Origin of the sequence: Stenotrophomonas sp. Ps181, assembly GCF_025697425.1 — a bacterium.
Lineage (GTDB): Bacteria > Pseudomonadota > Gammaproteobacteria > Xanthomonadales > Xanthomonadaceae > Stenotrophomonas > Stenotrophomonas sepilia.
This window is the reverse complement of the sequence record NZ_JAHWBI010000003.1, coordinates 299,464-324,223: the sequence shown is the minus strand read 5'-3', so window position 1 is coordinate 324,223 and position 24,760 is coordinate 299,464. Positions and strand designations below refer to the sequence as shown.

Here is a 24,760-nt window from a genome sequence, read left to right as displayed (position 1 = left end):
CACATTAAGTGGACTTAATCATCCGGTGGATTATCCGCTGTGCCGATCTGCGTATTCATGCGCCCCGGAGGCGCCATTGACCCCCGGTTTCTCCACGCTGGGCGTCGCGGCCACTGGCGCAGTTTTGGAGAAGCGGCGCCGGGCCGGGGGGCGTAACGTAGCCGCACTTGTGAGGAGGTGTTGCATGTCAAATACGGTGGATACGATCGGCCTGTATGTGCGTGACCAGGATGAAGCGCTCGATTTCTATGTCGGCACGCTCGGCTTCGAGGTGCACACCGATGTGCGCAATGGCGGCTATCGCTGGCTGACAGTGCGCAACCGCGGCCAGCAGGGTTTCCAGCTGGGCCTGTTCGTGCCCGGCCCACCCACCCACGACGCCGCCACGGCGCAGGCGTTGCGGCAGTTGGTGGCCAAGGGCGCGATGCCGCCGCTGGTGCTGGCGGTGGACGATTGCAGGGCGCGCTATGTGGAATGGCAGGCCAAGGGCGTGGAATTCATCCAGGAACCCATCGAGCGTTATGGCGCGGTCGATGCCGGATTCCGTGACCCATCCGGCAACGGCTGGAAGATGATCGAAGCACGATCTGACGCGAGGCGCCGGCAATGAGCCGTGGCGGCTGGGCGCGGCCCGTGCATCGCTGGACGTCCATCGTGTTCACGCTGGCAGTGGTCGCCAATTTCGTGGCGCGCGGGCTGGGGCAGGGCGAGCCTTCGGCCTGGATCACCTATTCGCCGTTGCCGCCGTTGTTCCTGCAGCTTTTCACCGGCTTGTATCTGTTCGTCCTGCACTATGCAGGCAAGCGCGGCAGCGCCACGGCGGGCGCTGCGCGCTGAGGGCCATGCCGTCAGGCGACGGCGTCGGCCGCGAAGGCGGCGAGCAGGCCCGGCAGGTCTTCCATGCGCTGGAAGATCACGCGGGCGCCGACTGCACGCAGGGCCTCCGGCGTGCTGTGGTGCGGGCCGCCTTCGCTGAAGCCGAACACCGTGGCGCCGGCGGCCACGCCCGCAGTCGCGCCGGTGACGGTGTCCTCGATCACCGCGCAGCGCGTGGGGTCCACGCCCAGCGCCGCAGCGGCCGCCAGATACACATCCGGATGCGGCTTGGTGCGGGGCAGGTCCTGGCCACTGAACACATTGGCCCCGAACACATCGAGCAGCCCGACCTTGTCCAACTGCAGTTTCACCTTGTGCAGGTCTGCTCCGGAGGCGCAGGCAATGCGGCCACCGGTCGCTGCGGCGATCGCACGCACGGCCTCGGGCGCCCCCCGGATCGCCTCGAGGTCCTGCTCCAGCGCACGGTTGCGCTGCTGGCGGAATTCCTCCAGCCATTCCTCCGTGAACGGCTTGCCGGTGCGCTCTGCGATCAGCCCGGCCAGATGGGCCACGGATTGGCCGAGGAAGACCTCGCCGGCCTGAGCCGGGGTCAGCGGCCAGCCGCGTGCGGTCAGCATTTCCGAAAGCACACGGGCCACCAGCGGCTCGGAATCGACCAGTACGCCGTCGCAGTCGAACAGCACGGCATCGAAGGGAAAACGGGACATCTACAACTCCAGGGCGCAATGCAGTGATTCAATTGCAGGCCATTTTCCCACAGCCATCCCCGCGTGGCACCCGGGCCGGGTGCCACCCGATCCCAGTGGACCGGTCAGCCCAGATCACACCCGGCCGGCTGCGGCCACGTGCTGGCCGGCAGCATGTTCTTCAGCGAGGCCGGCGCGTTGATCGCCACGTAGCTCGCACCCAGCAGCTCCTCCAGATCGGCAATCGTCACCAGGTAGTCGTCCAGGCTGCCCAGGTTGGCCTCGTTGGGGATGATCCAGCTGATCGCCTTGGCGGTTCCCGTATTCGGGTCGCGGGTGATGATCGTCTTCCAGAAGAACTCCGGCGTCGGGATGCCGTGGCTGGCCAGGAAATAGTCGTTGGCGGCATCGCCGTAGACCACGCCACCGTAGACGTCCACCGGCGCAATGTCGCGGTAGCACTCGGCCACGTTCTCGGCCTTCACCCAGATGCCCTGGTTGAAGCTGGACACCTGCGGAACGATGTTGGTCATGTAGTTGGCGCGGCGGATGTAGGTCGCGTCGTAATCCATGTGGTTGGACGTGACCAGATGGCCACGGTCATAACCGGACTTGATGCTGGCATACGACGCCGTGCTGGTCTGGCCCAGGCAGCCGGCCGGCAGGTCCGGGTCCTTGTAGAAGCTGGACGGCCGCGCCGCGGAACCGGTATCGGCGGTAAGCGTGTACTCGTAGCGGGTGGCACTGTGGATGCTGCAGTCGTAGGTGAGCACGAAGCCGCCCTTGTTGAGGGTGACTACCTGGGCCTGGGCTGCGCCGGCAAAGGCGCTGAGGACGAAGGCAAAGACAAAGCTTGCAAGGCGCATTGCGATTCTCCAGCAAAGAGTTCGGGACGCAGCTGCCCGCCACGACAAGGCCAGGCCTGTGTCATGTGAAGGCATTGCGGATACGGGTGATGCGGAGTGCGGTGGGACTGACCGCGATGACGGGGCCACAGAGGCCGTGCGGTGTCGCAAGCGTCACAAGCTGTCGTCTTTTGGTCAACGACGAGAACGCGAAGCTGTGACCGGGTGCAAGCACTGGTGATGTGTCAGATCACGTGGTCCGTGGCTGACACGCGCGCGTGATAGGGCGTCGTGGCACAGTGGCTGCGCGACTCGGTACCATACCCGGCATCTGGGAAAGCCCTGGCATTGCACGGGGGGAATGATGAGCAGTGACGTCTTTGCGGGGGCTGCTGTTGTTGCCGTCGTCGGAATGGCGATCGTGGCTGCGCTGCGTCGACAGAAGCGTCCGCCACATCGCAGTTTCAAGTGTGGGCGCTGCGGCAGCGCGGCGCTGCACGACACACGTACCATCGGCGCCTGGCGAGACGGGAAGCAGCGGTTCTACTGCAGCACTTGTCATGCAGACTGGTTGCGATCACACCCACAGGATTCCAGGTCGCGCCGTGGGCAATCCGGGTGCCTGGGCGTGGTTGGCATGCTGGCATTGATACCGCTGGCGGGCCTGCTGGTATGGGTTGTCCACCGCGCCTGAATCTGGTTTCGCATCGATCCGCCGGGGCTGTCGGCTCCGAAAGCGCCATGCTGCGTCGCAAGGTGCCAGCCACCATTCGCACTGGTACGGTCCGACCCGTTGCACCACCACCGACGGGGAGAGACAACGATGCGCAAGGTTCTGCTGCTGTTGATCCTGCTGACCGGGCTGGCGCCCACGGCCCTGGCGGCCACGGTCAAGACCACCCATCGCACCATCCCCAGCTGGGATGGCACGCCCCTCGGGGCCTTCGTCATCGAACCGCAGGATGCCGGCAGTGGCCGCTATCCGCTGCTGGTGATGCCCAGCAGCTGGGCAGTGCCCAGCGTGGAGTACGTGGGCGTGGCACAGTCGCTGGCGCAACGCGGCTATGTGGTCATCAGCTACAGCTCGCGCGGCTTCTGGGAGTCCGGCGGCAGCATCGACATCGCCGGGCCCGCCACGGTCGAAGATGTCAGTGCGCTGATCGACTGGGCGCTGGACAACACCCGCGCCGATCCGGCCAGGATCGGTGTCTCTGGCATCTCCTACGGTGCCGGCACCAGCCTGCTGGCGGCGGCACGCGACCCGCGCATCAAGGCCGTTGCCGCGCTCAGCGGCTGGGCCGACCTGCAGGCGTCGCTCTACAGCCATGACACGCCCAGCGCGCAGGGCATCGCCCTGCTGGTGGCAGCGGGCCTGGCCACTGGCCGCCCCGGCGCGGAACTGGCCACCATCAACGGCAATGTGCTGGTCGGCAACTACCAGGGGGCGGTGGACTCGCTGCTGCCGGTGGCGGCACAGCGCAGCCCGGCCAGCAGCCTTGATGAGATCAATGCCAACCAACCCGCGGTATTCCTCGCCAACGCCTTCAACGACAGCCTGTTTCCGCCGGGCCAACTGGTCGACTTCTTCACCCGCCTGAAGGGACCCAAGCAGTTGCAGCTGCGCCATGGCGACCACGCCCTCAACGAAGCCTTCGGTGCGCTCGGCATTCCCAATGAGGTCTATGCCACGGTGGGCGACTGGTTCGACCACTACCTCAAGGGCGTGGCCAATGGCATCGATCGCCAGCCGGCGGTGCAGCTGAAGTCGCAGAAGGGCAGCTGGAGCCGCTATCCGGACTGGCAGGCCACCTCTACCGGCGCCGTAAGCTACGGGCTGACCGCGCCGACCGGGCTGCTGCTGCCCACCGGAGGGCTGGCCGAGAGCGGTGGTGGCACCGGTTGGAACTACCGGATCGGCAGCGGCCTGCTGACGGCCGCCAACTCCGGCGTGGTGATGGCGTCCGGCGCGCTGCAGATGTTCAACCTGCCGCCCGGCGCCTATGTACCGTTCGTTGGCCGCAACGCCGCAGGCGTCTGGCAGGGCCCGATCTACTGGAGTGCACGCCGCCTGGATGGCGCACCGGAAGTGCGGTTGACGGTGACGCCCACTCGCGCCAACACCACGCTGTATGCCTACCTGTATGCCGAGGATGTGCTGGGCAACGGCCAGCTGATCAGCCACAAGCCGTACACCCTGCGCGGTGCCACGCCCGGCCAGCCGAGAACCATCGATCTTCGCCTGGAAGCCAGCAGCTGGAACCTCCCGGCCGGCAGCCGGCTGACCCTGGTGGTCGATACCGTGGACCTGCGCTATGCGGGGATCAGCCAGCTGGGGGGGGCGGTGACCTTCAGCTCGCCGGCCAACGCGCCTTCGGTGCTGAAGGTGCCTTTGCGTTGATGGGTCAGCGCAGGTCCGGTGGATTCATCGAAGCGTCGCGTACACAGGGATCACCAGCGTCCGGTGTCAGGCGCGCCTCGATGTCCGGTGGAAACCGCGGAATCCTGCTGGTCTGCATCACCACCCAGCGCATGATCGTGTGCAGGTAGTTGAGTGGCAGCATCGTGAGCCACATGAAACCCGGGAGCTGCGCGTCTTCGGCGAAGATGCGCTCCTTGCAGGACGCGAAGCTCCCGCGCTTGCCGTCCAGCGGCATGCAGTAGTGCACCGCATCCACGACGGCTGCCGGTCCTTCTTCCATGTAGCGCCGCAGGAACTCCCAGTGGGCATACGCGTTCTCGATGCGGGAGGTCGCGATGCAGAACGCGAACGTCTCCCGTACTGTCACGCCATCCGCGTCCAGGATCAGTCCGCGGACATCCCAGTTGTACCATCCGAAGGTTCCGGTTCCGCGGCCAAGCGTGAAATACACCCGGTCCCAGGGCGCGCTGAGGGTGGTGCCATCCAGCCGGAACACGTGTATCTGCCGATGCTTGCGATCAAGCGCGATCGGATAGTAGGTCCAACGGAACAGCTCGAGGCAAGCCACCCATATGCTCGCTGCAGTGAAGACGGCCAGCATCGCCATGCCTATGAATATCGCCTCCCACAGGCCGTTTTCGTTCGGTAGCCTGTTCACGACCAGCAACCAGAGCAGCATCAGCATGCCGCCCAGCCCGAAGGCAATGCCGATCGCGCCTAGCAGGGCTGCAAAGCCACGTGCGGCGAACCAGCGATCCACCGAAACCAGGCAGTTCGAATTCATCTTCACCACGCACAGCTGCGCCAGCGGCGCGACATCCAGTCGCTTCTTCCGCAGCAGGCGGTGCTCACGATCAAACGCATTCAGCGGGCGGTTGTTGGGAAATTTGCGCGTGTATCCGGTGTAATCCATGGGCGATCCCTGCGCGATTCCAGCGCCCGTTGGATTCTAGCGGGATTATCCTGGGGGAGATCAGCGACGAACGTCGAACTGGTCGCTCTCCATCAGCGCCCGGACTTCAGCTTCGCGGGCAGGGCTGAAGTCGCCGGGAATGGCGTGCTTCAACGCGCCCGCGGCCAGTCCGAAGCGCACGGTGCTTTCTGCGTCCAGCCCGGACAGCAATCCGTGCACGATGCCGGCGGCAAAGGCATCGCCACCGCCGATGCGATCAACGATGCCGGGCAGCGGCCTCGGAGGAGCCTGCGCGCGGGTTCCATCGCGTCCCAGCAGCAGCGCACCGAGCACGTGATGGTCGGTGCTGATTACCTGGCTGTTTCTGAAGAACTACCAGCGCTAAGCTTGATCTGGCGCGACGCACACCTGCGTTGAAGCGCGCAATGCATCACGAAACGGTGAATGGCCCTCCTGCCCCGCCGAGCGCAAAGAGGTTTCCTGCTACCTTCGGCCGTGGAGCCGGCACTGGCTCCTGAACTCATTCCATGGAGGAAACCTAGATGTCGCTAGCATCAGTTCTGCTTGTTCTCGCGTCAGCTCAGAGTCTCGCGGTCATGCCGGCAGGCCAGGCATTTTCGGAGAAGGAATCGGATATCGCTGCCAAGGCCTACATGAGTGCGAACGGCGTGTCACTCGACACCGCCAAGCGCAGGCTGGAAGTTGAATCCGAGCTACCTTCGGTCATCGCCGAACTGAAACGGCGATACAGTGATCGGCTCGCATTTGTTTCGATCGAAAACATGCCCGATCAACACCTCGTTGTTGGACTGAAGGGAAACATGATGGAGGCGGTCCGGCACTTCAGAGTGAGCGACTCATCCATCAGGGTCGAATTCGAGGAGGGGTATCCGTACACGGAGAAGGAGTTCTCCGAAACCATGCATAGAGTCGTTCCACTTGTGGTCGAACTCATACCTGATGCAGTCAGTGTGGACGGCCGCCCCGAGCTGGGCATGATTGACGTTTCGGTTCGCGGAGCCGATGTAAAATCGTATGAAGCGGCCAAGCGCAAGATTGAAGAGGCTGCGAAGCTGAAGGTCAACATCATCCTTGGGAGGGATCCCTTCCGCAATTCGGCGTACACCGCCGGTGGGGCGATCCTGACTGCCAATGGCAGGATGTGCACAAGCGGCCTTGCGGTTCGGCACAAGCTGACCAAGGTAAAAGGGCTCCTTACGGCAGCGCACTGCGATGATCAGTTGCTTTACAGCAATTACGGTCATGAGGTTGGTGGCCCGCAGGTCATGATGCCACTGACATTCCAGGACGCGCTCTTCGACGGTAGTCACGATGTTCAATGGCACTCGCTTCCTGCTGGAAATACACCGCTCCAGGAAGTGTTCGCAGAATTGAAGGGTGAGTACCAGACGAAGGCATTGATACTGATCCATGCGGACCTTCCACTGCATGGCCTCCTTTGCTTCCGAGGGGCTCGCACCGGCTTCAGTTGCGGAACCGTCACATCGGTGCAGCACGCCCCGTTGGGCGTATGTGGCGCTGCAGTCTGTGCACCCACTTGGGGAAGAGTGGAGGGCTCCGAACTTGCATGCGCGTCCGGTGACAGCGGCGCCGCCGTCTTCAACAAGAGCGGCTCAGGCTACGGGATCGTAAAATCCGCTGAGAATCCCAGTGATTCAATCGAGAAGGGAAGCTGCAAGGCGTTGACCGTCATGCCCTTCGGCAAGGTTGCCGATCTGAATCTCGACCCGGTATGAGGCACCGGGACCGAGGAAGCCTTCAGTAGGCGCCGCAGGGAATTGCTGCGGACAGGAGAGGTGGCGCGCTCTGCCGTGGGCGAGAGCAGGGCACCACGGCGGCGGACTATGCCGATCGTGCGCGACACTACCGGGTTGCCGATCACGCGTGTCACCAGGGTGGGGTGATCCCCGTACGGCGTGGCCATCTTCGGCAGCGCTGACACGCCGATGCCGGCCTCGACCATGCCCAATGAGTCGACAGGTGGGGCACTTCGTAGTGCCAGCTGAGCTTGAGGCTCTCACGCGCCAACGCACCATTCAGCAGCGTGCGGTTGCCGCTTGTGCGGTGCACGGTGATCAACTGGCGCTTGGCCAGATCCGCCCATTCCACCTTGCGCTTGCGTGCCAGGGAATGATTGTGCCGGGTCGAACAGGCCTTCGCGCCGGGCCAGCCCGGCCAGCCCGGCCAGCATCATCATGCCGATCAGGAACAGATAGACATCGCGGCCCTCGGCCACCGCGTGCAAGGTCGTGCCGAACGGCACCGTTCCCAGCAGTGGAAGCAGAAGAGCAGCCCCCAGTGCCCACACGTACTCCGGAATGCGGAATGGCCGGAACAGCAGGCCGAGGGTCGCCACGGTCACGGCCGCCCAGATGAGGAAAGAGGAACAGGAAGCGAGCATCGGGCGGGGTGTCGCACCTCCCCGCATAAGGTGGGAGCCATTCAGGGCGTTGCGGTGGACTCAACGATGTTCGACTACCAGGGCTGGACCTTCAACGCCAATGGCCGAACCCGGGTGGCCCGGGTGGAACTGTATGGCGACGGCGGCGGCACCATCAACCGTTACCGGTTGACCCTCGGGCCCGCCCAGTCCGGGCTGTGCATCAAGGTGGCCTCGAAGGAGGAAGCCGCCAAGAGGCCCGAAACCGAGGTGGAGAAACTGCTCGGCCCAGAGTGGTAAAGAGGGGAGTGGTAAAGAGGGCTTCACTGCGGCAGAAGCGTTGTGAGGTTGCCAGCGCCACTCCGCAATCTCAGTCCATGCGACGCCCGACCGTATTCTTACGGCCATGCATTCGCCCTCCAGCCCTCCCGATTTCATGATGGCCCGCCGACCCTCCGGCTGGGTGCAGAACGGCGAGCGCTGGGATCTGTGGTGGAACGGCCGTTCAGTGGCCAGAATCGTGCCGCATGCCGTGCTCGGGTTCCGCATGTGCCTGGACGCGCGCAGGATGTCCCAGAGCAAGGTCGTGTCCGCCGCCAGCGTACGTCAGGCAAAGCGATACGCCGAACGCTGGTGCGCGGCACGGCTCTGCCCGCAGTTGCCCCTGCGCGATGCGGTGGCGCGGCTGGTGGACGCTGCGCCCGACGCGGGCGCCGTGCCCCGGCGGGCAATGACGCGGGAGCAGCGGCAGCAGGCCCGGCGCCTGGCTGAGGCCGGATCGGGGGAAATGGGGAGGATCAAGGAAGCGCTGGCGCCGCGGCCACGTGCGATGACGGCCCGGCCCGAGGTGCAGGGGCGAGGTGGAACCTGGTCTGTACCCGGCCAGATTCCATCCTCGCTGCGCCGGAATGGCGGCACCTCCCCGGTTGGGGCTACGCCGAAAGCTCCTCGCGCACGATCCTTGCCCCCGCGCTGAGTGCGCGCAGCTTGCCCCTGGCCACGTCGCGCGCCAGCGGCGCCATGCCGCAGTTGGTGCTCGGGTAGAGCTTGTCGGCGTCCACGAACTGCAGCGCCCTGCGCAGCGTGTTGGCCACATCCTCCGCCGATTCCACCGTGTTGGAGGCCACGTCGATGGCACCGACCATCACCTTCTTGCCGCGCACCAGTTCGATCAGGTCGATCGGCACATGGGAGTTGTGGCATTCCAGCGAGATGATGTCGAGGCTGGAGGTCTGCAGCTTCGGAAACGACTCCTCGTACTGGCGCCATTCCGAACCCAGGGTCTGCTTCCAGTCGGTGTTGGCCTTGATGCCGTAGCCGTAGCAGATGTGTACCGCCGTCTCGCACTTCAGCCCTTCGATCGCGCGCTCCAGTGCGGCTACGCCCCAGTCATTCACTTCGTCGAAGAACACATTGAAGGCCGGCTCATCGAACTGGATGACGTCCACGCCGGCGGCCTCCAGCTCCTTCGCTTCCTCGTTGAGGATCTTCGCGAACTCCCAGGCCAGCTTTTCGCGGCTCCTGTAGTGCGCGTCGTACAGCGTGTCGATCATCGTCATCGGGCCGGGCAGCGCCCACTTGATCGGCTGCGTGGTCTGGCGGCGCAGGAACTTCGCATCCTCGACGAATACCGGCCTGGGGCGGCTCACGGCGCCAACCACGGTCGGCACGCTGGCATCGTAGCGGTTGCGGATGCGCACGGTTTCGCGCTTCTCGAAGTCGACGCCGCTGAGATGCTCGATGAAGGTGGTGACGAAGTGCTGGCGGGTCTGCTCGCCGTCACTGACGATATCGATGCCGGCATGCTGCTGTTCCTGCAGCGACAGGCGCAGCGCATCCTGCTTGCCTTCAACCAGGGCTTCGTCCCGCAGCTTCCACGGTGACCAGAGCTTCTCCGGCTCGGCCAGCCAGGAAGGCTTGGGCAGGCTGCCTGCGGTGGAGGTGGGGAGCAGCGTCTTCGTCGGCATTGTGTCGTGTGTCCTGGGGGAGAATGGAAAGTCGATGGATCAGCGGGCGGCCCACTGCTCAAGCACGGCGCGGTATGGCTTGATGAAGTGCTCTTCGGTGAACCGGCCCTGCTTGACGGCCAGCTGGCTGCGCTCTTCGCGGTCGTAGACGATGCGGGTGGAGGAGTAATCCTGGTGCTTCAGGCTGGGCTGGTAGACCTTGCCGGCCACGGAATTGGCGTTGTAGATTTCCGGGCGGTAGATCTTCTGGAAGGCCTCCATCGTGCTGATGGTGCCGATCAGCTCCAGGTTCGAGTAATCGCCCAGCAGGTCGCCCTGGAAGTAGAACGCCAGCGGTGCGACGCTGCCCGGCGGCATGAAATAGCGCACCCGCAGGCCCATCTTGTCGAAGTACTGGTCGGTGGGGGAGCGCTCACCCTGGCGGTACTCCACGCCCAGGATCGGGTGATGGTTCTCGGTGCGGTGGTAGGTCCTGCTGCTGGACACACTGATGCAGATGACCGGACCCTTGCTGAAGTTGGCGCGGTAGGCGTCCGACTCCAGGAAGTGCTTGAACAGCTTGCCGTGCAGGTCGCCAAAGCCCTCCGGAATGCCGAAGGTGTCCTTGCCTTCGTTGCTGGCCGGAAGCACGACGCTGAAGTCGTAGTCGCGCACATAGGACGAGAAGTTGTTGCCGACGATGCCTTCGGTGCGCGCGCCGGTGTGCGTGTCGACGATGGTCGGGCGCAGCACTTCTATCAAGGGAAAGGGGTCGCTGCCCGCGTTGCCATCGATGTGCATCTCCACCGAGATGATGTCCAGCTCGACCGCGTAGCGATCGGCGCTTGGGTTGTCCCAATGCGCCAGATCATTGAAGCGGTTGTTGATCATGCGGATGGTGTTGCGCAGGTTTTCCTGCCGGCACGCGCCGCGCGCCAGGTTGGCGAAGTTGGTGGTGATGCGCGTGCCTTCGGCCGGCTGGTAATCCTCGTTGAAGGGGATGCGCGTGATGCTGAAGGTGAAGGCGTCGTTCGTCATGGGCGGCGTTCCGTTTGCAGGGTGACATCCAGATGCAGGTCGGCGGCATCCGGCATTCAAAGGGCTTCGATGGCCTCGGCGGCGGCGAGTGGCGCGCCGCGATGGGACAGCGCAAGCAGCGGCATGGCGCGCTGCACCGCCAGTCGTGCGCGTTGGATCAGCGCCTCGTTGTGCACGCGCCCCTCGGCGAAATCGCGGTCGGTGGCATACACGCCCAGAGGCAGGGTGCGGGCCTGGAAGAAGCTGAACAACGGCCGCAGCTGGTGATCGATCACCAGCGCATGGCGTTCGCTGCCGCCGGTGGCGGCCAGCAGGATGGGGGTGTCGACCAGCGCGTCCTGGTGGATGAAGTCGAAGAAATGCTTGAACAGCCCGGTGTACGAGCCGCGATAGACCGGCGTGCTCACCACGAGGACATCGGCCTGCTCGACGGCCACCAGCTGGCGCTCGACAGCCTCGGGGAGCTGCGAGCGCCAAAGCGCACCGGCCAGTTGCGGCGCCAGTTCGCCGAGTTCGATCAGCTGCTGTTCGCTGCGCATGTTCTCGCCGATCAGGCCCAGCAGGTGCTCGGCGAGGGTGGCGGCCCGGGAGGGGCGCTGCAAGCCGCCGGAAACGGCGACGATACGGAGAGGACGGTGGGATGGAGGCATGACCCGATCCTAGTCATGCCTTTCCATGACGTAAAATGGTATTACTTCACCTATCCATGAGTGAGATTCATCTTAATGTTGGAGCGGATCCACCTCAGCATCGTGCAGCAGGTCGAGCAGCAGGGCTCGCTCACCGCAGCCGCCGGCGTGCTCAACCTGACCCAGTCGGCGCTCAGCCACAGCATGAAGAAGCTCGAGCAGCAGCTGGGTACCGAGGTCTGGTTGCGCGAAGGCCGCAGCCTGCGGTTGACCCAGGCCGGGCAGTACCTGCTGGCGGTCGCCAACCGGGTGCTGCCGCAGCTGGACCTGGCCGAGGAGCGCCTGCGCCAGTTCGCCCAGGGCGAGCGTGGCGCGCTGCGCATCGGCATGGAATGCCACCCCTGCTACCAGTGGCTGTTGAAGATCGTCTCGCCGTACCTGGCCGCGTGGCCGGATGTGGATGTGGACGTCAAGCAGAAGTTCCAGTTCGGCGGCATCGGCGCCTTGTTCGGCTACGAGATCGACCTGCTGGTCACGCCCGATCCACTGCTGAAGCCGGGCCTGAAGTTCATCCCCGTGTTCGACTACGAGCAGGTGCTGGTGGTGGCCCGCAGCCACGCCCTGGCCAAGGTGGACCACGTAAAGCCACGCCAGCTCAGCCAGGAAGTGCTGATCAGCTACCCGGTGCCGTTCGAACGCCTGGACATCTACAACCAGTTCCTGCTGCCGGCCGGCATCACGCCGCGGCGCCACAAGGCCATCGAAACCACCGACATCATGATGCAGATGGTGGCCAGCGGCCGCGGCGTGGCTGCCATGCCGCGCTGGCTGGTGGAAGAGTACGCGGCGCGCATGGACGTGGTGCCCGTACGCCTGGGCGCCAAGGGCATCCCCAAGCAGATCTATCTTGGCGCGCGCGAGGCCGATACCGGCATCGACTACCTGCAGGCCTTCATCGAACTGGCCCGCAACAGCTCGCCGCTTGCCGGCAATGTGGGCGGAGCACGTTGATGCCGGCAGGCCTGTCACTGCGGGCGGACGCCTTCATCGGCGCCTTTTCACTGGAAGTCAGTGCGAAGGCCATGCCCGCGCTGCGCGCCGAGACGGATCGGATCCCGCGCGGTACCGTCATCTCCCTTCCGTACCTGTCCAGCGAGGATGACGACGCCCGCCTGGCCGCCGCGCGCACGGTGCGTGCGCTCGGATTGGAGCCGATGCCGCATCTCTCTGCGCGGCGCGTCGGGTCACGCGCAGCACTTGAACGTTTCCTGGAGCGTGCCGCCGGCGACGCCGGGGTCGAGCGTTGCCTGCTGATCGCGGGCGACCTGGCCACGCCCGCCGGACCGTTTGCCGACAGTGCTTCGATCATCCAGACCGGTCTTCTGGAGCACTCCGGGATCAAGGTCGTTGGTATCGGCGGCCACCCGGAAGGGCATCCGGCAATGAGCAGTGACGAACGCTGGCAGGTGCTTGAGCGTAAATGCCAGGGCATCGAAACGCGCGGCATGGCGCCAGTGATCGTCACCCAGTTCGCCTTCGATGCCGATCTCGTGCTGGCGTGGCTGGATGCACTTCGCACGCGTGGCATCAGCGTTCCGGTGCTGGTCGGTGTGCCGGGCCCGGCCAGCATCTCCCGTCTGCTGCGCTATGCCGCGATGTGCGGCGTGGGCGCCAGTGCATCGATGTTGGCCAGGTATGGCATCTCGATCGGCCGGCTGCTCGGCACGGCAGGGCCGGAGGTGTTCGTCGATCGCCTGGTGAAGGGGCTGACCCGCGCCCATGGCCAGGTCAGCCCGCATTTCTACCCGTTCGGCGGTGTTGCACCATCGCTGGACTGGATGGCGCAGTACCGGCAGCGCATTTCCAGTGCCCGCAGCGTAATCCCCGAAGGCTGACAGCTGTCACTGGCTGCAACCGGGGCGGAAGCGAATAGTGAGCACCAAGGCGGGCGCACCTCGCCGCCACTCACCAAAGGGATCGCTCATGAACATGCTCCAGCAACTCGCCTCGCAGACGCCGATCTGGGTCTGGCTGCTACTGGCCTTCCTGGTCACCCGTGGCATCGCCGCCATGAAGCCGGCCGAGACTTCGCTGCAGAAGCTGGCGATCGTGCCCGGCCTGTTTGCCGTCTGGGGTGCGTGGTCGATCAGTCATCGTTTCGGCGCGTCGCTGATCGCCTGGAGCGAGTGGCTTGGCGGCATCGCCACGGGGGCCGCGCTTGCCTGGCTGCTGTTGAATCGCTTGAAGCTGACGCTGGACCGCAGCACCGGCAAGCTCTGGCGCAGTGCGGACTTCAGCCTGCTGCCGCTGCTGTTGGCCACCTTCCTGGTGAAGTACGGCTTCGAGGTCGCATTTGCGGTGTCGCCGACGCTGACCGCCAGTGCCGGCTTCAGCGCCGCCTACCTGCTGCTGACAGGCGGGTTCACTGGCATCTTCGTCGGCAAGTACGCCCGCTACCTGGCCTCGCTGCGGGTGGATGCGGCGGGCAAGGGACTGGAAACCGCAGGTTGATTGACCTGGTAGTGCCGGCCGCTGGCCGGCTTCCCCAGGCAGGGTTGTGCGGAGCTGGCGCAGACGTCACGATGAACCATGCGGTGGGCGGATTGCATTTCGCAGCTTGGCACGTCAGCGTAGTGGGTACCGCCAAGGTTCAGACAGGTCGAATGAAGGCTCCAGAATGAAGATTCTGATCTCCTCCCTCACGCTCCTGGGCTTGGTGGTTGCGGCAGGAATCGTTTGGATAACGTATCCAACCTCTCTCGAATCTGAGCTCAGAACCTTCCGCTCACTTCCACCAGAAACATTCAAGATGCTTCGCGACGATGCGATTGCCTTCGCTCGGGCGAACGCATCGAAAGGCATTACCATCGAAGCAGGCCCCCCGCAATCGAGCGTGTTCGAACTGCGGTGCAGAGAGGTTCCATTACTTCTGGTAGAGAACGGGCATGACCTGCTCACCCTCGATATCTTTGGGTACGCAGACCGACGTGCGCCAGGCATTGCCAAGCTTCAAGATCAGATGACATCGAGACTGATCCCGGAGGGTCAGCCCGGCAAGCCCGGCCCGAGTTCTGGAGAGCCCTCGGGACTGGAGGCGCTCATCATGAAGCTTAGAGACGGCATCGATGTCGCGCGGCAGTGCCATTGAATCCAGGGGCGATTGAAGTGCGCCAAACGCATTGATCTCCTGACTTCGAATCCGTCGCACCTCATGCACGCCGCCTGATCGACCAGGTGGGCGTGCCCGACGTCGATGCCACCGATGGGCCGCCACCGGCGGTGGCTCTGCAGCAATAGCGCGGTGCCAGCAATGCGCGATCATCGGTGGGTAGCGTGAACACGCTGTCCAGTCTGGTGCGCATGATGTACTCGCGGGCAGGCGCTTACCCGGCCACCCCGCCCATGCTGTATGCCGAGGACTTTTCGCCCAATACGCGGCGGGGGGCGTGCGTGCTGCGCACCATCGAGGCGAGCCTTTTGTGCGGATCCAGACCATGACATGTCGGTCAGACGCCCAACGCCTTAGACGTTCCCGCGCCACTGGCTCATCAGCATCTGAAGAAACCGCTCGGCGGTGGGCGAGAGCAGGGCGCCCCGCCGGCGGACGATGCCGATCGTGCGCGACACTACCGGGTTGCCGATCGCACGTGTCACCAGGGTGGGGTGATCCCCGTCCGGCGTGGCCATCTTCGGTAGCACCGACACGCCGATGCCGGCCTCGACCATGCCCAATGAGGTCGACAGGTGCGTCACTTCGTAGTGCCAGCTCAGCTTGAGGTTCTCGCGCGCCAACGCGCCGTCCAGCAGCGTGCGGTTGCCGCTGGTGCGATGCACGGTGATCAGCTGGTGCTCGGCCAGGTCGGCCCACTCCACCTTGCGCTTGCGTGCCAGCGGATGGTCACGCCGGCAGGCGAGCACGAACGGATCCTCGGCCAGCACGTCGAAGTCGAGATTCGGATCGTTGGCGCCCATGAAGTTGATCCCGAACTCGACTTCGCCACGTTCCACTGCCTGCAGACCCTCCGTGGCCGGGATATCCAGGATGCGGAAGCGCACGTTCGGGTGCGCTTCGTGGAAACGCGCCATCACGCTGGGCAGGAAGTAGAACGCCGCCGTCGGCAGGCACGCGATGGTCACGGTGGCGCCGCGGGTGTCCTCCCGGCCGCGCAGTGAGAACAGCGAGCCATCGAATTCCTCCAGCATGCGGCGTACCAGCGGCAGCAGGTTCTCGCCGACTGCGGTGGTACTGACGCTGCGCGTGGTGCGCTCCAGCAGTGGCGAACCCACGGCCTGCTCCAGTTTCTGGATCCGCCGGCTGAGTGCTGGCTGGGAGACGTGCAGGATTTCCGCGGCGCGATGGAAGCTGCGTGTCTCCGATACCAGCAGGAACGCGCGTAGATCCAGGATTTCGCAATTGATGCTCATTGGGTATCAATCATCCAAAAATCAGCAATTCACAGATCAATTAGGGTCATGCCAGTATCGAATCACAGAGGGGTCATTCATCCCCTATACGCATCAATCTAGCACACGTATGTCCAACGATCTGCTCAGCATTCCCTGCGTGCTCATGCGCGGCGGCACCTCCAAGGGCCCGTTCTTCCTGGCCAGCGACCTGCCGGCGGACACCGTCGAACGGGATCGCCTGCTGCTGGAAGTGATGGGCTCGGGCCATCCGTTGCAGATCGATGGCATCGGCGGTGGCAACGCGCTGACCAGCAAGGTGGCGATCATCGACCGCTCGAGCCGGGCGGACGCCGACGTGGACTACCTGTTCGCCCAGGTCCGGGTGGAGCAGCAGATGGTGGATACCTCGCCCAACTGCGGCAACATGCTGGCGGCCGTGGGCCCGTATGCCATCGAGCGTGGGCTGGTGCAGGCGCAGGATCCGCAGACCGAGGTGCGCATCCACAACGTCAACACCGGCAAGCTGATCATCGCGACGGTGGAAACGCCGGGCGGCAATGTGGCCTACCGCGGTGATACGCGCATTGCCGGCGCGCCGGGCTCAGCCGCGCCGGTCAGGCTCTCCTTCCTTGATGCGGCAGGCGCCCGCACCGGCAAGCTGCTGCCCAGCGGGCATGCGCAGGAAACCATCGATGGCGTGCCGGCCAGCCTGGTGGACTGCGCCATGCCGATGATGCTGGTGCGTGCCGAAGACCTGGGCGTGCGCGGTGATGCCTCGCCCGCCGAACTGAACGCGGACGCGGCGTTCATGCGCCGGCTGGAAGCGCTGCGCATCGAGGCGGGCGCCCGCATGGGCATCGCCGACGCCGGCAACAAGGTCATTCCCAAGCCGGTGCTGCTGTCGGCGCCGCAACAGGGCGGCGATCTGCAGGTGCGCTATTTCATGCCGCACCAATGCCACACCGCACTGGCCATTACCGGTGCGGTCGGCCTGGCCACCGCCGCCGTCACGCCGGGCACGCTGGCCCACACTTTGGTCGGATGCCGGTCCGTTCCCGGCAGCATTACCCTCGAACATCCGAGTGGGGCCCTGGAGGTGGGCCTCAGTCGCAGCTCGGGCGATTCGCCGGTGATTGCCAGCGTGGTCCGCACCGCACGCCGCTTGTTCGAGGGGCGCGTGTACGCGACTTCGCCCGCGCCCGCCACGGCCACTGCCACCCAAGCCCGCCAATGGACGTCAGCGGCATGATCTGAACCCGGACGGGCCTGCGTAGACGCGCATGCCCTCCATTACAACGTAGATGCTTCACTCCTGGGAGGGATGATGTACAAGCAGTTCTTCTTGGCCGCGCTGTGCGCGGCCGGTCTGGCCGCGGCCGGATGCAGCAACAGCGGGCGCACCGAAGGCGCATCCGCCGGCGGTGGCGACAATGCCCCGGTACGCATCAGCGTCGGCTCCTACAACCTCAACAACCTGCCGTTCTTCATCGCCGACGCCAAGGGGTACTTCAAGGACGTCGGCCTGCAGGTGAAGACCGAGAACTTCGCCCAGGGCGGCTCCAAGGTGCTGCAGGCGCTGGTGGCCAATTCCACCGACGTGGCCGTCGGCTTCTACGACCACACCATCCAGATGCAGGCCAAGGGCAAGGACGTGGTGGCCTTCGTACTGCTCTCGCGCAACTCCGGCCTGGTGATGGCCGGCCGCGAGGATGCCACCTTCGATCCGGCGCGCCCGGAGACCATCAAGGGCCAGAAGGTCGGGATCACCGCGCCGGGCTCCTCGTCCGACTTCTTCGTCCGTCACTTCCTCGCCCAGCACGATATTCCGGCCGACAGCATCTCGTTGATCGGCGTCGGCTCGGGCGCCGCAGCGGTGGCCGCGCTGGAGCAGGGCAAGATCGACCTGCTGGTCAACTATGATCCTGCCGCCACCCTGATCACCGAGCGCAAGGTCGGCAGGATCATCCTCGACGCGCGCAGCGACGACGGCGCCCGCCAGGTCTATGGCGGCCTGTACCCGACCTCGGTGATGTACGCCAACCAGAGCTTCCTTGACAAGCGACCCGAAGCGGCCGAGAAGATCGCCCGCGCCGAGCAGATGGCCTTGAAGTTCATCGCCGACAACAGTGCTGAAGACATCGTGGCGGCGCTGCCGGACAGCTACGTGTCTGGCGACCGCGCCACCTATGCACGCGCAGTGGAGAACGCCCGCGCGATCTTCACCCGGGATGGTCACTTCACGCCTGCCGATCTGGAAACACCGCTGAAGGTGCTGCGTGAGTTCAACACGGATGTCGCCAAGGCCGATATCGATCTGTCCCGGACCTATACCAATGCCTTCGTCGAGCGTGCCAACGCTGCGGCGCCGGCTGCCCAACCGTAAGCGGAGGTAAACCATGGCCCTCAATGCCACCGTGCGCCAGTTCAATGGCGCACCGCAGCTGGAGCCTGCACAGACCATGGTCGCCATCAACAAGGTGACCATGTCCTTCGGCGAATTCACCGCCGTACGCGATGTCGACATCCAGGTGGGTGACGGCGAGTTCCTTGCCATCGTCGGACCCACCGGCTGCGGCAAGAGCACCATCCTCAATTCCGTGGCGGGCCTGCTGAAGCCGTCGTCGGGCCAGGTCAGCATCGACGGCCGCGCCGTCAGCGGCGTGCAGGAGTCGGTCGGCTACCTGTTCCAGCAGGACGCGCTGCTGCCGTGGAAGACCGCGTACCAGAATGTTGAACTCGGCCTGCGCTTCCGCGGTGTGCCCGAGGCCGAACGCAAGGCCAAGGCCAACGCGTGGCTGGCCAAGGTCGGTCTGGCCGGCTTCGAGCATCGCTACCCGCACCAGCTGTCCGGTGGCCAGCGCAAGCGCGTGCAGATGGCCCAGGCATTGATCGTCGAGCCGAAGGTGATCCTGATGGATGAGCCGTTCTCGGCGCTGGACATCCATACCCGCCACCTGATGCAGAACGAGCTGCTGCGGTTGTGGCAGGAAGACCGGCGCTCGGTGATCCTGATCACCCACGATCTGGAAGAAGCGATCGCACTGGGCGACCGCGTGGTGGTGCTGTCCTCCGGCCCGGCCAGCCGCGTGGTGCGCAGTTTCGATGTGGATCTGGAACGTCCGCGCAACGTGGCCGAGATCAAGCTGGATGACCGTTTCACCGACCTGTACCGCGACATCTGGGCCTGCCTGCGCGGCGAAGTGGAGAAGAGCTATGCACGCCAAGACTGACAAGTTCATCCAACTGGCCCTGGTTGTGGCCGTGTTCGGCGGCTGGGAAGGCGGCATCGCGCTGGGCGTGATCGATCCGTTCTTCTTCCCCTCGCCAACGGCGATCGTGCAGCAGGCCTGGACCTGGCTGTCCGATACGTCGTTCTACCAGCACGTCTACATCACGCTGACCGAAACCGCGCTGGGCTACATCATCGGCACCGGCCTGGGTGTGGCCGGCGGCGTCTGGCTCGGCCTGAGCCGCCGCTCGGCACGCATCCTCGATCCCTTCATCAAGGGCTTCAACGCGATCCCGCGCGTGGTGCTGGCGCCGATTTTCGTGTTGTGGCTGGGGCTGGGCCTGTGGTCGAAGGTGGCGCTGGCGGTCACCCTGGTGTTCTTCACCACGTTCTTCAATGCCATGCAGGGCGTACGCGAGGTGAATCCGGTGGTGCTGGCCAATGCCCGCATCCTGGGCGCAAGCCGCAGTGACCTGCTGCGCCATGTCTACTTCCCGGCAGCGGCGAGCTGGATCCTGTCTTCGCTGCGTACTTCGGTCGGCTTTGCCGTGGTTGGTGCGATCATCGGCGAATACCTCGGCGCCTCGGCGGGCCTGGGCTACCTGATCGCGCAGGCAGAAGGCAACTTCAACGCTGTGGGTGTGTTCGCCGGCATCATCATCCTGGCCGCCTTCGTGCTGGTCATCGACGCGCTGCTGGACGTGGTCGAGAACAAGCTGATCACCTGGCGTCCCAACGCCCAGGCCCAGGCCACCAGCTGACCGGGCCGGGCTGAGCCCGCCTGCCGCGCCGCCGGGCCGATCCGGCGGCGCGCGCTTCCTCCCCCGATCTTCCCCCGCACCACCGCAACAGGCCAGCGCCGGGCCAGGGGGCCGGCTGGCCGGAGAGAGAGTCCATGAACCATTCCACCGTGCTGCCACCGGCAGCGCTGTCGGTCGCGCTCGGCCTGCTGTTGGCCAGTGGCCATGCTGGCGCCCAGGCTGTTTCGTCCCCTCCCGCACCACTGAGCCAGGCCGAACTCTCACGCCTGGTGCAGGAGCAGGCGCTGCAGATCCAGCAGTTGGAGGCGCGCCTGCGTGCCGTGGAGGGCGGGCACAGCACCGCCGGTGCGGCGGCCGCAACGCAGCCCCCCGCGCTGGACACCCGCGTCGCCGCACTGGAATCCAGCCAGGCCAAGGCGCCCAAGGTCACCTGGTCCAAGGGCGCACCGGAGTTCAGCAGTGCCGACGGCGCCGTGGCGTTCCGTCCGCGCGGACGTCTGTTCGTCGACGCATCCAGCACCGATGGATCCTCAGTGAGTGACCGCAACATCTCCGGTACCGAGATCCGCTCGGTGCGGCTGGGCGCCGAAGGCCGCTACGGCATCCTCGGCTGGGCAGTGGAAGGTGACTTCGCGGACAACGCGGTGGCGTGGAAGTCGGTCTACGCCACCGTGGACCACCGCCTGTTCGGGCTGCCGGCCGACCTGACCGTGGGCAACCGCCTCAACGACCGGGGTATCGATGGCTCCAGCAGCACTTCCAACACGCCTTTCCAGGACCGAAACGTGGTCGGCACGCTGATGCTGCCGCAGCGCGGCCTGTTCGGTGTCGGCCTGACCGAGCGCGTGTACGGCAAGGACTGGCATGCCAGCCTGTCGGTGGCCGGCAACGATCTCAACAACGCCGGCACCGACAACGACAGCCAGACCTGGGCCACGCGCGTGCACTGGAACCCGGTGGCCAACGACGCGGTCACGGTGCACCTGGGGGCCTGGGCCTTCCACGAGGAGATCGCCGCAGGCGCCAGCGGCGTCGTCCGCAGTTCGGCCATCGCCGGGCACTTCAATGACCTGGTAAAGATCGCGCCGGGCACACTGCCGGGCGCCGAGCGCGGCACGGCCTATGGCGCGGAACTGGCAGGCATCTTCGGGCCGGCCTGGGCGACCGGCGAATGGGGTACGCGCAACCTGCGCGGGGCCGACGCCGGCGGGCACTACGATCTGGACCACGAGGCCTGGGCGATTTCGGCTGGCTGGTTCCTGGCCGGTGCAAGGCCGGCCTATTCGGGCAAGGCCGGCACCTGGGGCCGGGTCAAGGTGGCCGATCCTGTCACCCGCGGCGGCGCCGGGGCATGGGAACTGAAAGGGCGCTACGAGGACGTCGACTATGCCGAGCTGCCCAGTGGCGGTACCGGCCACGCGTGGACGCTGGGTGCGAACTGGTATCTCAACGACTTCAGCCGCGTGATGTTCGAGGCGATCCGTTGGCAGACCCGCAACCGCAGCGGCACCGGCCAGGGCAGGGATGAAGGCACCACCTTCAACACCCGCCTGCAGGTGGCCTTCTAGCAGCGCATGCCGCTCGCGCGCCGATCAGAGCAGCAGCAGTGCTCCGATCAACGCCGGCGGCATCACCAGCGCGCCGACACGCAGGAAGTCGAGCGCGCTGACATGCTCGCCCTCGCGGCGCAGCGCTACCAGCCACAGCATCGTGGCCAGCGAACCGGTGACCGACAGGTTGGGCCCCAGATCCACGCCGACCAGCAATGCGGCACGGGTCTGCGCCGGCAGGTCGGCCATCTGCCCCAGCGAACCGGCGGCCAGGCCGACCGGCAGATTGTTGGCCACATTGCTCAGCAGCGCAGCCGCGCCACCGGCCAGCCAGCTGGCCTGGCGGGGAGATGCCTGCGCCACGGCCTGCAGCGCGCTGGCCGCGGTCTGGATGACACCGGTCTGCGCCACCGCTTCCACCAGCACGAACAGTCCCGCCACCAGCGGCAGCACACCCCAGGACACGTGGCGCAGCAGTGGCAGCGGGCTGCGCCGCTGGCGGATCGCCACCACCGCCACACTCAGCGTGCCCGCGCAGAACGTGGTCAGGCCCAATGGCCCGTTCAAGGCGGACGTGACCAGCAACACGGTGCCGGTGAACAGCACGCCCAGTGCGCTCAGTCGGCCGCCGTCGGTCAACGGGCGATGCGCCGGCGCGGCCACCAGCGGCTGGGCGATCTCGCGCCGGTGCACCCAGCGCAGGACCAGATAGGTGGCGCCGATCGCCGCCGCCGACGGCAGCGCGAACTGCGCCAGCCACTGCAGCAGCGGCGGCATGTGCTGGCCGTACACCACCAAGTTGGCCGGATTGGAAATGGGCAGCACGAAGCTGGCCGCATTGGCGATGAAGGCACAGACGAACAGGTAGGGCAGGGGATTGGCGCGCGCCGCCTTGCAGGCGGCGTAGACCGCCGGCGTCAGTACTACGGCCGTTGCATCGTTGGACAGGAACACCGTCACCAGCGTGCCGACCAGGAACACCAGGTCGAACAGGCGTCGCCCCGATCCGCCCGCATGCCGCACCGCGTACAACGCCAGCCAATCGAACAGGCCTTCGCGCCGCGCCAGTTCGGCCAGCACCATCATGCCGACCAGGAACAGGTAGACGTCGCGGCCTTCGGCCACTGCGCCCCATGCGGTATGCAGCGACACCGCGCCCAGCAACGGCAACAGGGCGGCAGCGCCCAACGCCCACATATATTCGGGGATGCGCAAAGGACGGAACAGCAGGCCGATGGTGGCAACGGCGACCGCTGCCCAGATCACGAGGGGGGCTTGGGGGGCGAGCATGGAGTGGGGCTTCAGCGGCACCTGCAGCGACCCCGGCGCAGGAGGGCCTGGCGCGCGCGATCAGCGGATGGGCGGCCGCTGCAATCATCGCAGGTTCCGGGTCGCCGCATCATACCGTGCGGCGCGGCATGGCGACCGCTGCGGACGACCGCGTTGCAGGTGGGCCGGGGGCGGCGCCCAGCCCACGTTCAGCACTCAAGCGCGCCATGACTTCAGGCACTGCAGTGTGACTACACATGTAGTCACACTGCACGCACACTCATTGGACGAGATTGCGATGCCAAGATCCTGCTGGTTGTCCTGCGCCCTGGCCCTGGTGTTCGGCATCGCCGGGCCCAGCCAAGCGGCGACGCGCGCCGAAGCCCTCGCCGCGATCGAGCGCAACGCGCGCGCCGCGCATTCCGATGCGGTCCTGGTGATGCACGACCGGGAGACGCTGCTTGAGCTGAAGCCCGCCGTCGGGCAGGAATCCGTTCACCTGATGTCGGCCACCAAGTCGGTCGTCGCGCTGGCCATTGCATTGCTGCTGGACGAAGGAAAGCTGGCTTCGATCGATACGCCGGTCAGCCGGATCTATCCCGAATGGAAGCAGGGCAGGAAGAGCGCCATTACCGTGCGCATGCTGCTGGACCATACCTCGGGCCTGCAGAACGTGGCGAACGCGGGCGAAGAGCTGGAAGGGGCCCCGGACCTGATCAAGCTGGCACTGGCTGCCGAGCTGAGCGATGAGCCGGGTAACGTGTTCTCCTACAACAACAAGGCTACCAACCTGCTGCCCGGCATTGTCGAGCGCCTGGCAGGCGAGCCTGTGGATGCGTACCTGGACGCGCGGCTGTTCAAGCCACTGGGCATCGCCCACTACACCTGGATGAAGGATGAAGCAGGCACTCCGCTGGGCATGGCCGGGCTGTCCCTGCGCGCGATCGATCTTGCCGCCATCGGGCAACTGTTGCTGGACGGTGGCGTGGCGCCGGATGGCAAACGACTCCTGAGTGAGCAGTCGGTCGCGTTGATGACGACCGAAAGCGCCCGTGCGCCAGAGGTTGGGCTGCTGTGGTGGCGGATACCGGCCTGGGAACGGTACCAGCTCAAGCCCCGGCTACGGGATCTGCTGGTGGAAAGGGGCGTGGACGACGACGTACAGCGCGCACTGCAGGCCAGCGCAGGGCGTGCATTCGAGAGCCGCAGCGCACTGGTCGCCTTCCTCGCCAATCAGCTGGGCGCGGACTGGTCCCAGCGCTACGCCAGCCAGATCTCCGCGCGCGGCCTGAAGCTCGCCGATCTCTACGACATCACACGGGGACCGGTCGTCGGCTTTGCCGCCAACGGCTACCTGGGCCAATACCTGATGATCGTCCCGGAACAGCGGGTGGTCGCCGTGCGTCTGGTCCACCGGCGCGACACCCACAGCGCTCCACAGGACGACTATCCCTCCTTCTTCGCCGATGTCCTGCAGTTGGCGCGGACACTGCCATAGGCCCTGTTGTCATCATGTCCACGCGCTCTGAACATCCTCCTGGAGCGTTCTTCACTGTCGTGGCGCCTAAAGTGGGATGACATCTTGGCCGCACACTTACTGAAGCATGTTTGATTATCAGGACTGGACCTTCCACGCCAATGGCCGAACGGTAGTGGCGCGGGTAGCGCTGGACGGCGACGGTGGCGGCACCATCAACCGCTACCAGCTGGTGCCGGGGCCGGCGCAGTCGGGGCTGTGCATCAAGGTTGCCTCCCAGGACGAGGCTGCGCAGAAACTGGAGGCCGAAGTGACCAAGTTGCTGGGACCGGAGTGGTAGCCACTACGCCATG

The 24,760-nt window shown here is 65.5% G+C and carries 25 protein-coding genes and 4 pseudogenes; 18 read left to right on the top strand and 11 right to left on the bottom strand.

What is annotated here, in order from left to right; all coding sequences use genetic code 11:
* Nucleotides 1-184: 184 nt before the first annotated feature.
* Nucleotides 185-610 (top strand): VOC family protein, encoded by a 426-nt coding sequence (locus KXV01_RS08425; protein ID WP_049410787.1) that lies wholly within the window; start codon nucleotides 185-187, stop codon nucleotides 608-610.
* Complete coding sequence (locus KXV01_RS08420) at nucleotides 607-837, top strand: hypothetical protein (RefSeq protein ID WP_099495910.1); 231 nt, start codon at nucleotides 607-609, stop codon at nucleotides 835-837. The genes KXV01_RS08425 and KXV01_RS08420 overlap by 4 nt, the downstream gene beginning before the upstream one ends.
* 11 nt (nucleotides 838-848) lie before the next feature.
* Here KXV01_RS08420 and KXV01_RS08415 read toward each other — a convergent pair whose 3' ends face one another.
* Nucleotides 849-1,544, bottom strand: coding sequence for an HAD family phosphatase (locus KXV01_RS08415; RefSeq protein WP_099495909.1), 696 nt, complete (start codon nucleotides 1,542-1,544; stop codon nucleotides 849-851).
* Between the two features lie 104 nt (nucleotides 1,545-1,648).
* Complete coding sequence (locus KXV01_RS08410) at nucleotides 1,649-2,389, bottom strand: DNA/RNA non-specific endonuclease (RefSeq protein ID WP_263467674.1); 741 nt, start codon at nucleotides 2,387-2,389, stop codon at nucleotides 1,649-1,651.
* 802 nt (nucleotides 2,390-3,191) lie between these two features.
* Between KXV01_RS08410 and KXV01_RS08405 the strand changes: the two genes are divergently transcribed.
* Nucleotides 3,192-4,766, top strand: a complete 1,575-nt coding sequence (locus tag KXV01_RS08405) for a CocE/NonD family hydrolase (protein WP_049440848.1) — start codon at nucleotides 3,192-3,194, stop codon at nucleotides 4,764-4,766.
* 4 nt (nucleotides 4,767-4,770) lie between these two features.
* Here the strand turns inward: KXV01_RS08405 and KXV01_RS08400 are convergent, their stop codons facing one another.
* Complete coding sequence (locus KXV01_RS08400; protein WP_049410768.1) at nucleotides 4,771-5,700, bottom strand: DUF6708 domain-containing protein; 930 nt, start codon at nucleotides 5,698-5,700, stop codon at nucleotides 4,771-4,773.
* Between the two features lie 60 nt (nucleotides 5,701-5,760).
* A pseudogene (locus KXV01_RS08395) lies at nucleotides 5,761-6,057 on the bottom strand (PfkB family carbohydrate kinase); the annotation flags it as partial.
* 185 nt (nucleotides 6,058-6,242) lie between these two features.
* On the opposite strand from KXV01_RS08395, the gene KXV01_RS08390 reads away from it, so the two are divergent.
* Nucleotides 6,243-7,457, top strand: coding sequence for a hypothetical protein (locus tag KXV01_RS08390; protein ID WP_049410763.1), 1,215 nt, complete (start codon nucleotides 6,243-6,245; stop codon nucleotides 7,455-7,457).
* Between the two features lie 65 nt (nucleotides 7,458-7,522).
* Here the strand turns inward: KXV01_RS08390 and KXV01_RS20025 are convergent.
* Together KXV01_RS20025 and KXV01_RS20020 are read right to left on the bottom strand one after the other, a co-directional pair.
* A pseudogene (locus KXV01_RS20025) lies at nucleotides 7,523-7,875 on the bottom strand (LysR substrate-binding domain-containing protein); the annotation flags it as partial.
* Nucleotides 7,865-8,122, bottom strand: a pseudogene (locus KXV01_RS20020) (arsenic transporter); the annotation flags it as partial. The pseudogenes KXV01_RS20025 and KXV01_RS20020, both read right to left, overlap by 11 nt.
* A gap of 66 nt (nucleotides 8,123-8,188) precedes the next feature.
* Here KXV01_RS20020 and KXV01_RS08375 point away from each other — a divergent pair.
* Complete coding sequence (locus tag KXV01_RS08375; RefSeq protein WP_164284112.1) at nucleotides 8,189-8,401, top strand: hypothetical protein; 213 nt, start codon at nucleotides 8,189-8,191, stop codon at nucleotides 8,399-8,401.
* Nucleotides 8,402-8,507: 106 nt separating this feature from the next.
* On the top strand, nucleotides 8,508-9,077 hold the full coding sequence (locus KXV01_RS08370) for a hypothetical protein (protein WP_240459004.1): 570 nt from the start codon (nucleotides 8,508-8,510) through the stop codon (nucleotides 9,075-9,077).
* Here KXV01_RS08370 and KXV01_RS08365 read toward each other — a convergent pair.
* The 3 genes from KXV01_RS08365 to msuE are packed head-to-tail and all read right to left on the bottom strand — an operon-like array spanning nucleotide 9,034 to nucleotide 11,735.
* Nucleotides 9,034-10,068 (bottom strand): methionine synthase, encoded by a 1,035-nt coding sequence (locus tag KXV01_RS08365; protein ID WP_263467673.1) that lies wholly within the window; start codon nucleotides 10,066-10,068, stop codon nucleotides 9,034-9,036. The two genes, KXV01_RS08370 and KXV01_RS08365, sit on opposite strands and share 44 nt — an antisense overlap.
* 39 nt (nucleotides 10,069-10,107) lie before the next feature.
* Nucleotides 10,108-11,085, bottom strand: coding sequence for a DUF1852 domain-containing protein (locus tag KXV01_RS08360; RefSeq protein ID WP_049410753.1), 978 nt, complete (start codon nucleotides 11,083-11,085; stop codon nucleotides 10,108-10,110).
* A 56-nt stretch (nucleotides 11,086-11,141) separates the two neighbouring features.
* Complete coding sequence (msuE, locus tag KXV01_RS08355) at nucleotides 11,142-11,735, bottom strand: FMN reductase (RefSeq protein WP_111096267.1); 594 nt, start codon at nucleotides 11,733-11,735, stop codon at nucleotides 11,142-11,144.
* 75 nt (nucleotides 11,736-11,810) lie between these two features.
* Here msuE and KXV01_RS08350 point away from each other — a divergent pair, with 75 nt between their 5' ends.
* The 5 genes and pseudogenes from KXV01_RS08350 to KXV01_RS20015 all read left to right on the top strand — a co-directional run.
* A complete protein-coding gene (locus tag KXV01_RS08350) occupies nucleotides 11,811-12,725 on the top strand; it encodes a LysR family transcriptional regulator (protein ID WP_049410747.1) in 915 nt (304 codons plus the stop codon).
* Nucleotides 12,725-13,609, top strand: a complete 885-nt coding sequence (locus tag KXV01_RS08345; RefSeq protein ID WP_164284110.1) for a methylenetetrahydrofolate reductase — start codon at nucleotides 12,725-12,727, stop codon at nucleotides 13,607-13,609. The genes KXV01_RS08350 and KXV01_RS08345 overlap by 1 nt, the downstream gene beginning before the upstream one ends.
* Nucleotides 13,610-13,697: 88 nt before the next feature.
* Entirely contained in the window at nucleotides 13,698-14,225 is a 528-nt protein-coding gene (locus KXV01_RS08340; RefSeq protein WP_263467672.1) for a DUF6622 family protein, read from the top strand.
* Between the two features lie 166 nt (nucleotides 14,226-14,391).
* Nucleotides 14,392-14,862 carry a hypothetical protein gene (locus KXV01_RS08335; protein WP_262223248.1) on the top strand — a complete coding sequence of 157 codons (471 nt, stop codon included), beginning with the start codon at nucleotides 14,392-14,394 and terminating at the stop codon, nucleotides 14,860-14,862.
* 44 nt (nucleotides 14,863-14,906) lie between these two features.
* Nucleotides 14,907-15,164 (top strand): annotated as a pseudogene (locus tag KXV01_RS20015) (hypothetical protein); the annotation flags it as partial.
* Between the two features lie 72 nt (nucleotides 15,165-15,236).
* Here KXV01_RS20015 and KXV01_RS08330 read toward each other — a convergent pair.
* On the bottom strand, nucleotides 15,237-16,139 hold the full coding sequence (locus KXV01_RS08330) for a LysR family transcriptional regulator (RefSeq protein WP_049410734.1): 903 nt from the start codon (nucleotides 16,137-16,139) through the stop codon (nucleotides 15,237-15,239).
* A 109-nt stretch (nucleotides 16,140-16,248) separates the two neighbouring features.
* Here KXV01_RS08330 and KXV01_RS08325 point away from each other — a divergent pair, with 109 nt between their 5' ends.
* From KXV01_RS08325 to KXV01_RS08305, 5 genes are all read left to right on the top strand, one after another.
* Entirely contained in the window at nucleotides 16,249-17,370 is a 1,122-nt protein-coding gene (locus KXV01_RS08325; protein WP_263467750.1) for a 4-oxalomesaconate tautomerase, read from the top strand.
* A gap of 75 nt (nucleotides 17,371-17,445) precedes the next feature.
* Nucleotides 17,446-18,504 carry an ABC transporter substrate-binding protein gene (locus KXV01_RS08320; protein WP_049410922.1) on the top strand — a complete coding sequence of 353 codons (1,059 nt, stop codon included), beginning with the start codon at nucleotides 17,446-17,448 and terminating at the stop codon, nucleotides 18,502-18,504.
* 13 nt (nucleotides 18,505-18,517) lie between these two features.
* A complete protein-coding gene (locus tag KXV01_RS08315) occupies nucleotides 18,518-19,351 on the top strand; it encodes an ABC transporter ATP-binding protein (RefSeq protein WP_014647218.1) in 834 nt (277 codons plus the stop codon).
* Nucleotides 19,335-20,111, top strand: coding sequence for an ABC transporter permease (locus KXV01_RS08310; RefSeq protein ID WP_005409726.1), 777 nt, complete (start codon nucleotides 19,335-19,337; stop codon nucleotides 20,109-20,111). The genes KXV01_RS08315 and KXV01_RS08310 overlap by 17 nt, the downstream gene beginning before the upstream one ends.
* Before the next feature lie 134 nt (nucleotides 20,112-20,245).
* Complete coding sequence (locus KXV01_RS08305) at nucleotides 20,246-21,679, top strand: porin (RefSeq protein WP_263467671.1); 1,434 nt, start codon at nucleotides 20,246-20,248, stop codon at nucleotides 21,677-21,679.
* Nucleotides 21,680-21,703: 24 nt separating this feature from the next.
* Here the strand turns inward: KXV01_RS08305 and KXV01_RS08300 are convergent, their stop codons facing one another.
* Nucleotides 21,704-22,951, bottom strand: a complete 1,248-nt coding sequence (locus KXV01_RS08300; protein ID WP_049411155.1) for an arsenic transporter — start codon at nucleotides 22,949-22,951, stop codon at nucleotides 21,704-21,706.
* Between the two features lie 295 nt (nucleotides 22,952-23,246).
* Here KXV01_RS08300 and KXV01_RS08295 point away from each other — a divergent pair, with 295 nt between their 5' ends.
* Together KXV01_RS08295 and KXV01_RS08290 are read left to right on the top strand one after the other, a co-directional pair.
* Nucleotides 23,247-24,428 carry a serine hydrolase domain-containing protein gene (locus tag KXV01_RS08295; protein WP_049411158.1) on the top strand — a complete coding sequence of 394 codons (1,182 nt, stop codon included), beginning with the start codon at nucleotides 23,247-23,249 and terminating at the stop codon, nucleotides 24,426-24,428.
* Between the two features lie 106 nt (nucleotides 24,429-24,534).
* Complete coding sequence (locus tag KXV01_RS08290; RefSeq protein WP_049411161.1) at nucleotides 24,535-24,747, top strand: hypothetical protein; 213 nt, start codon at nucleotides 24,535-24,537, stop codon at nucleotides 24,745-24,747.
* Nucleotides 24,748-24,760 lie beyond the last annotated feature (13 nt).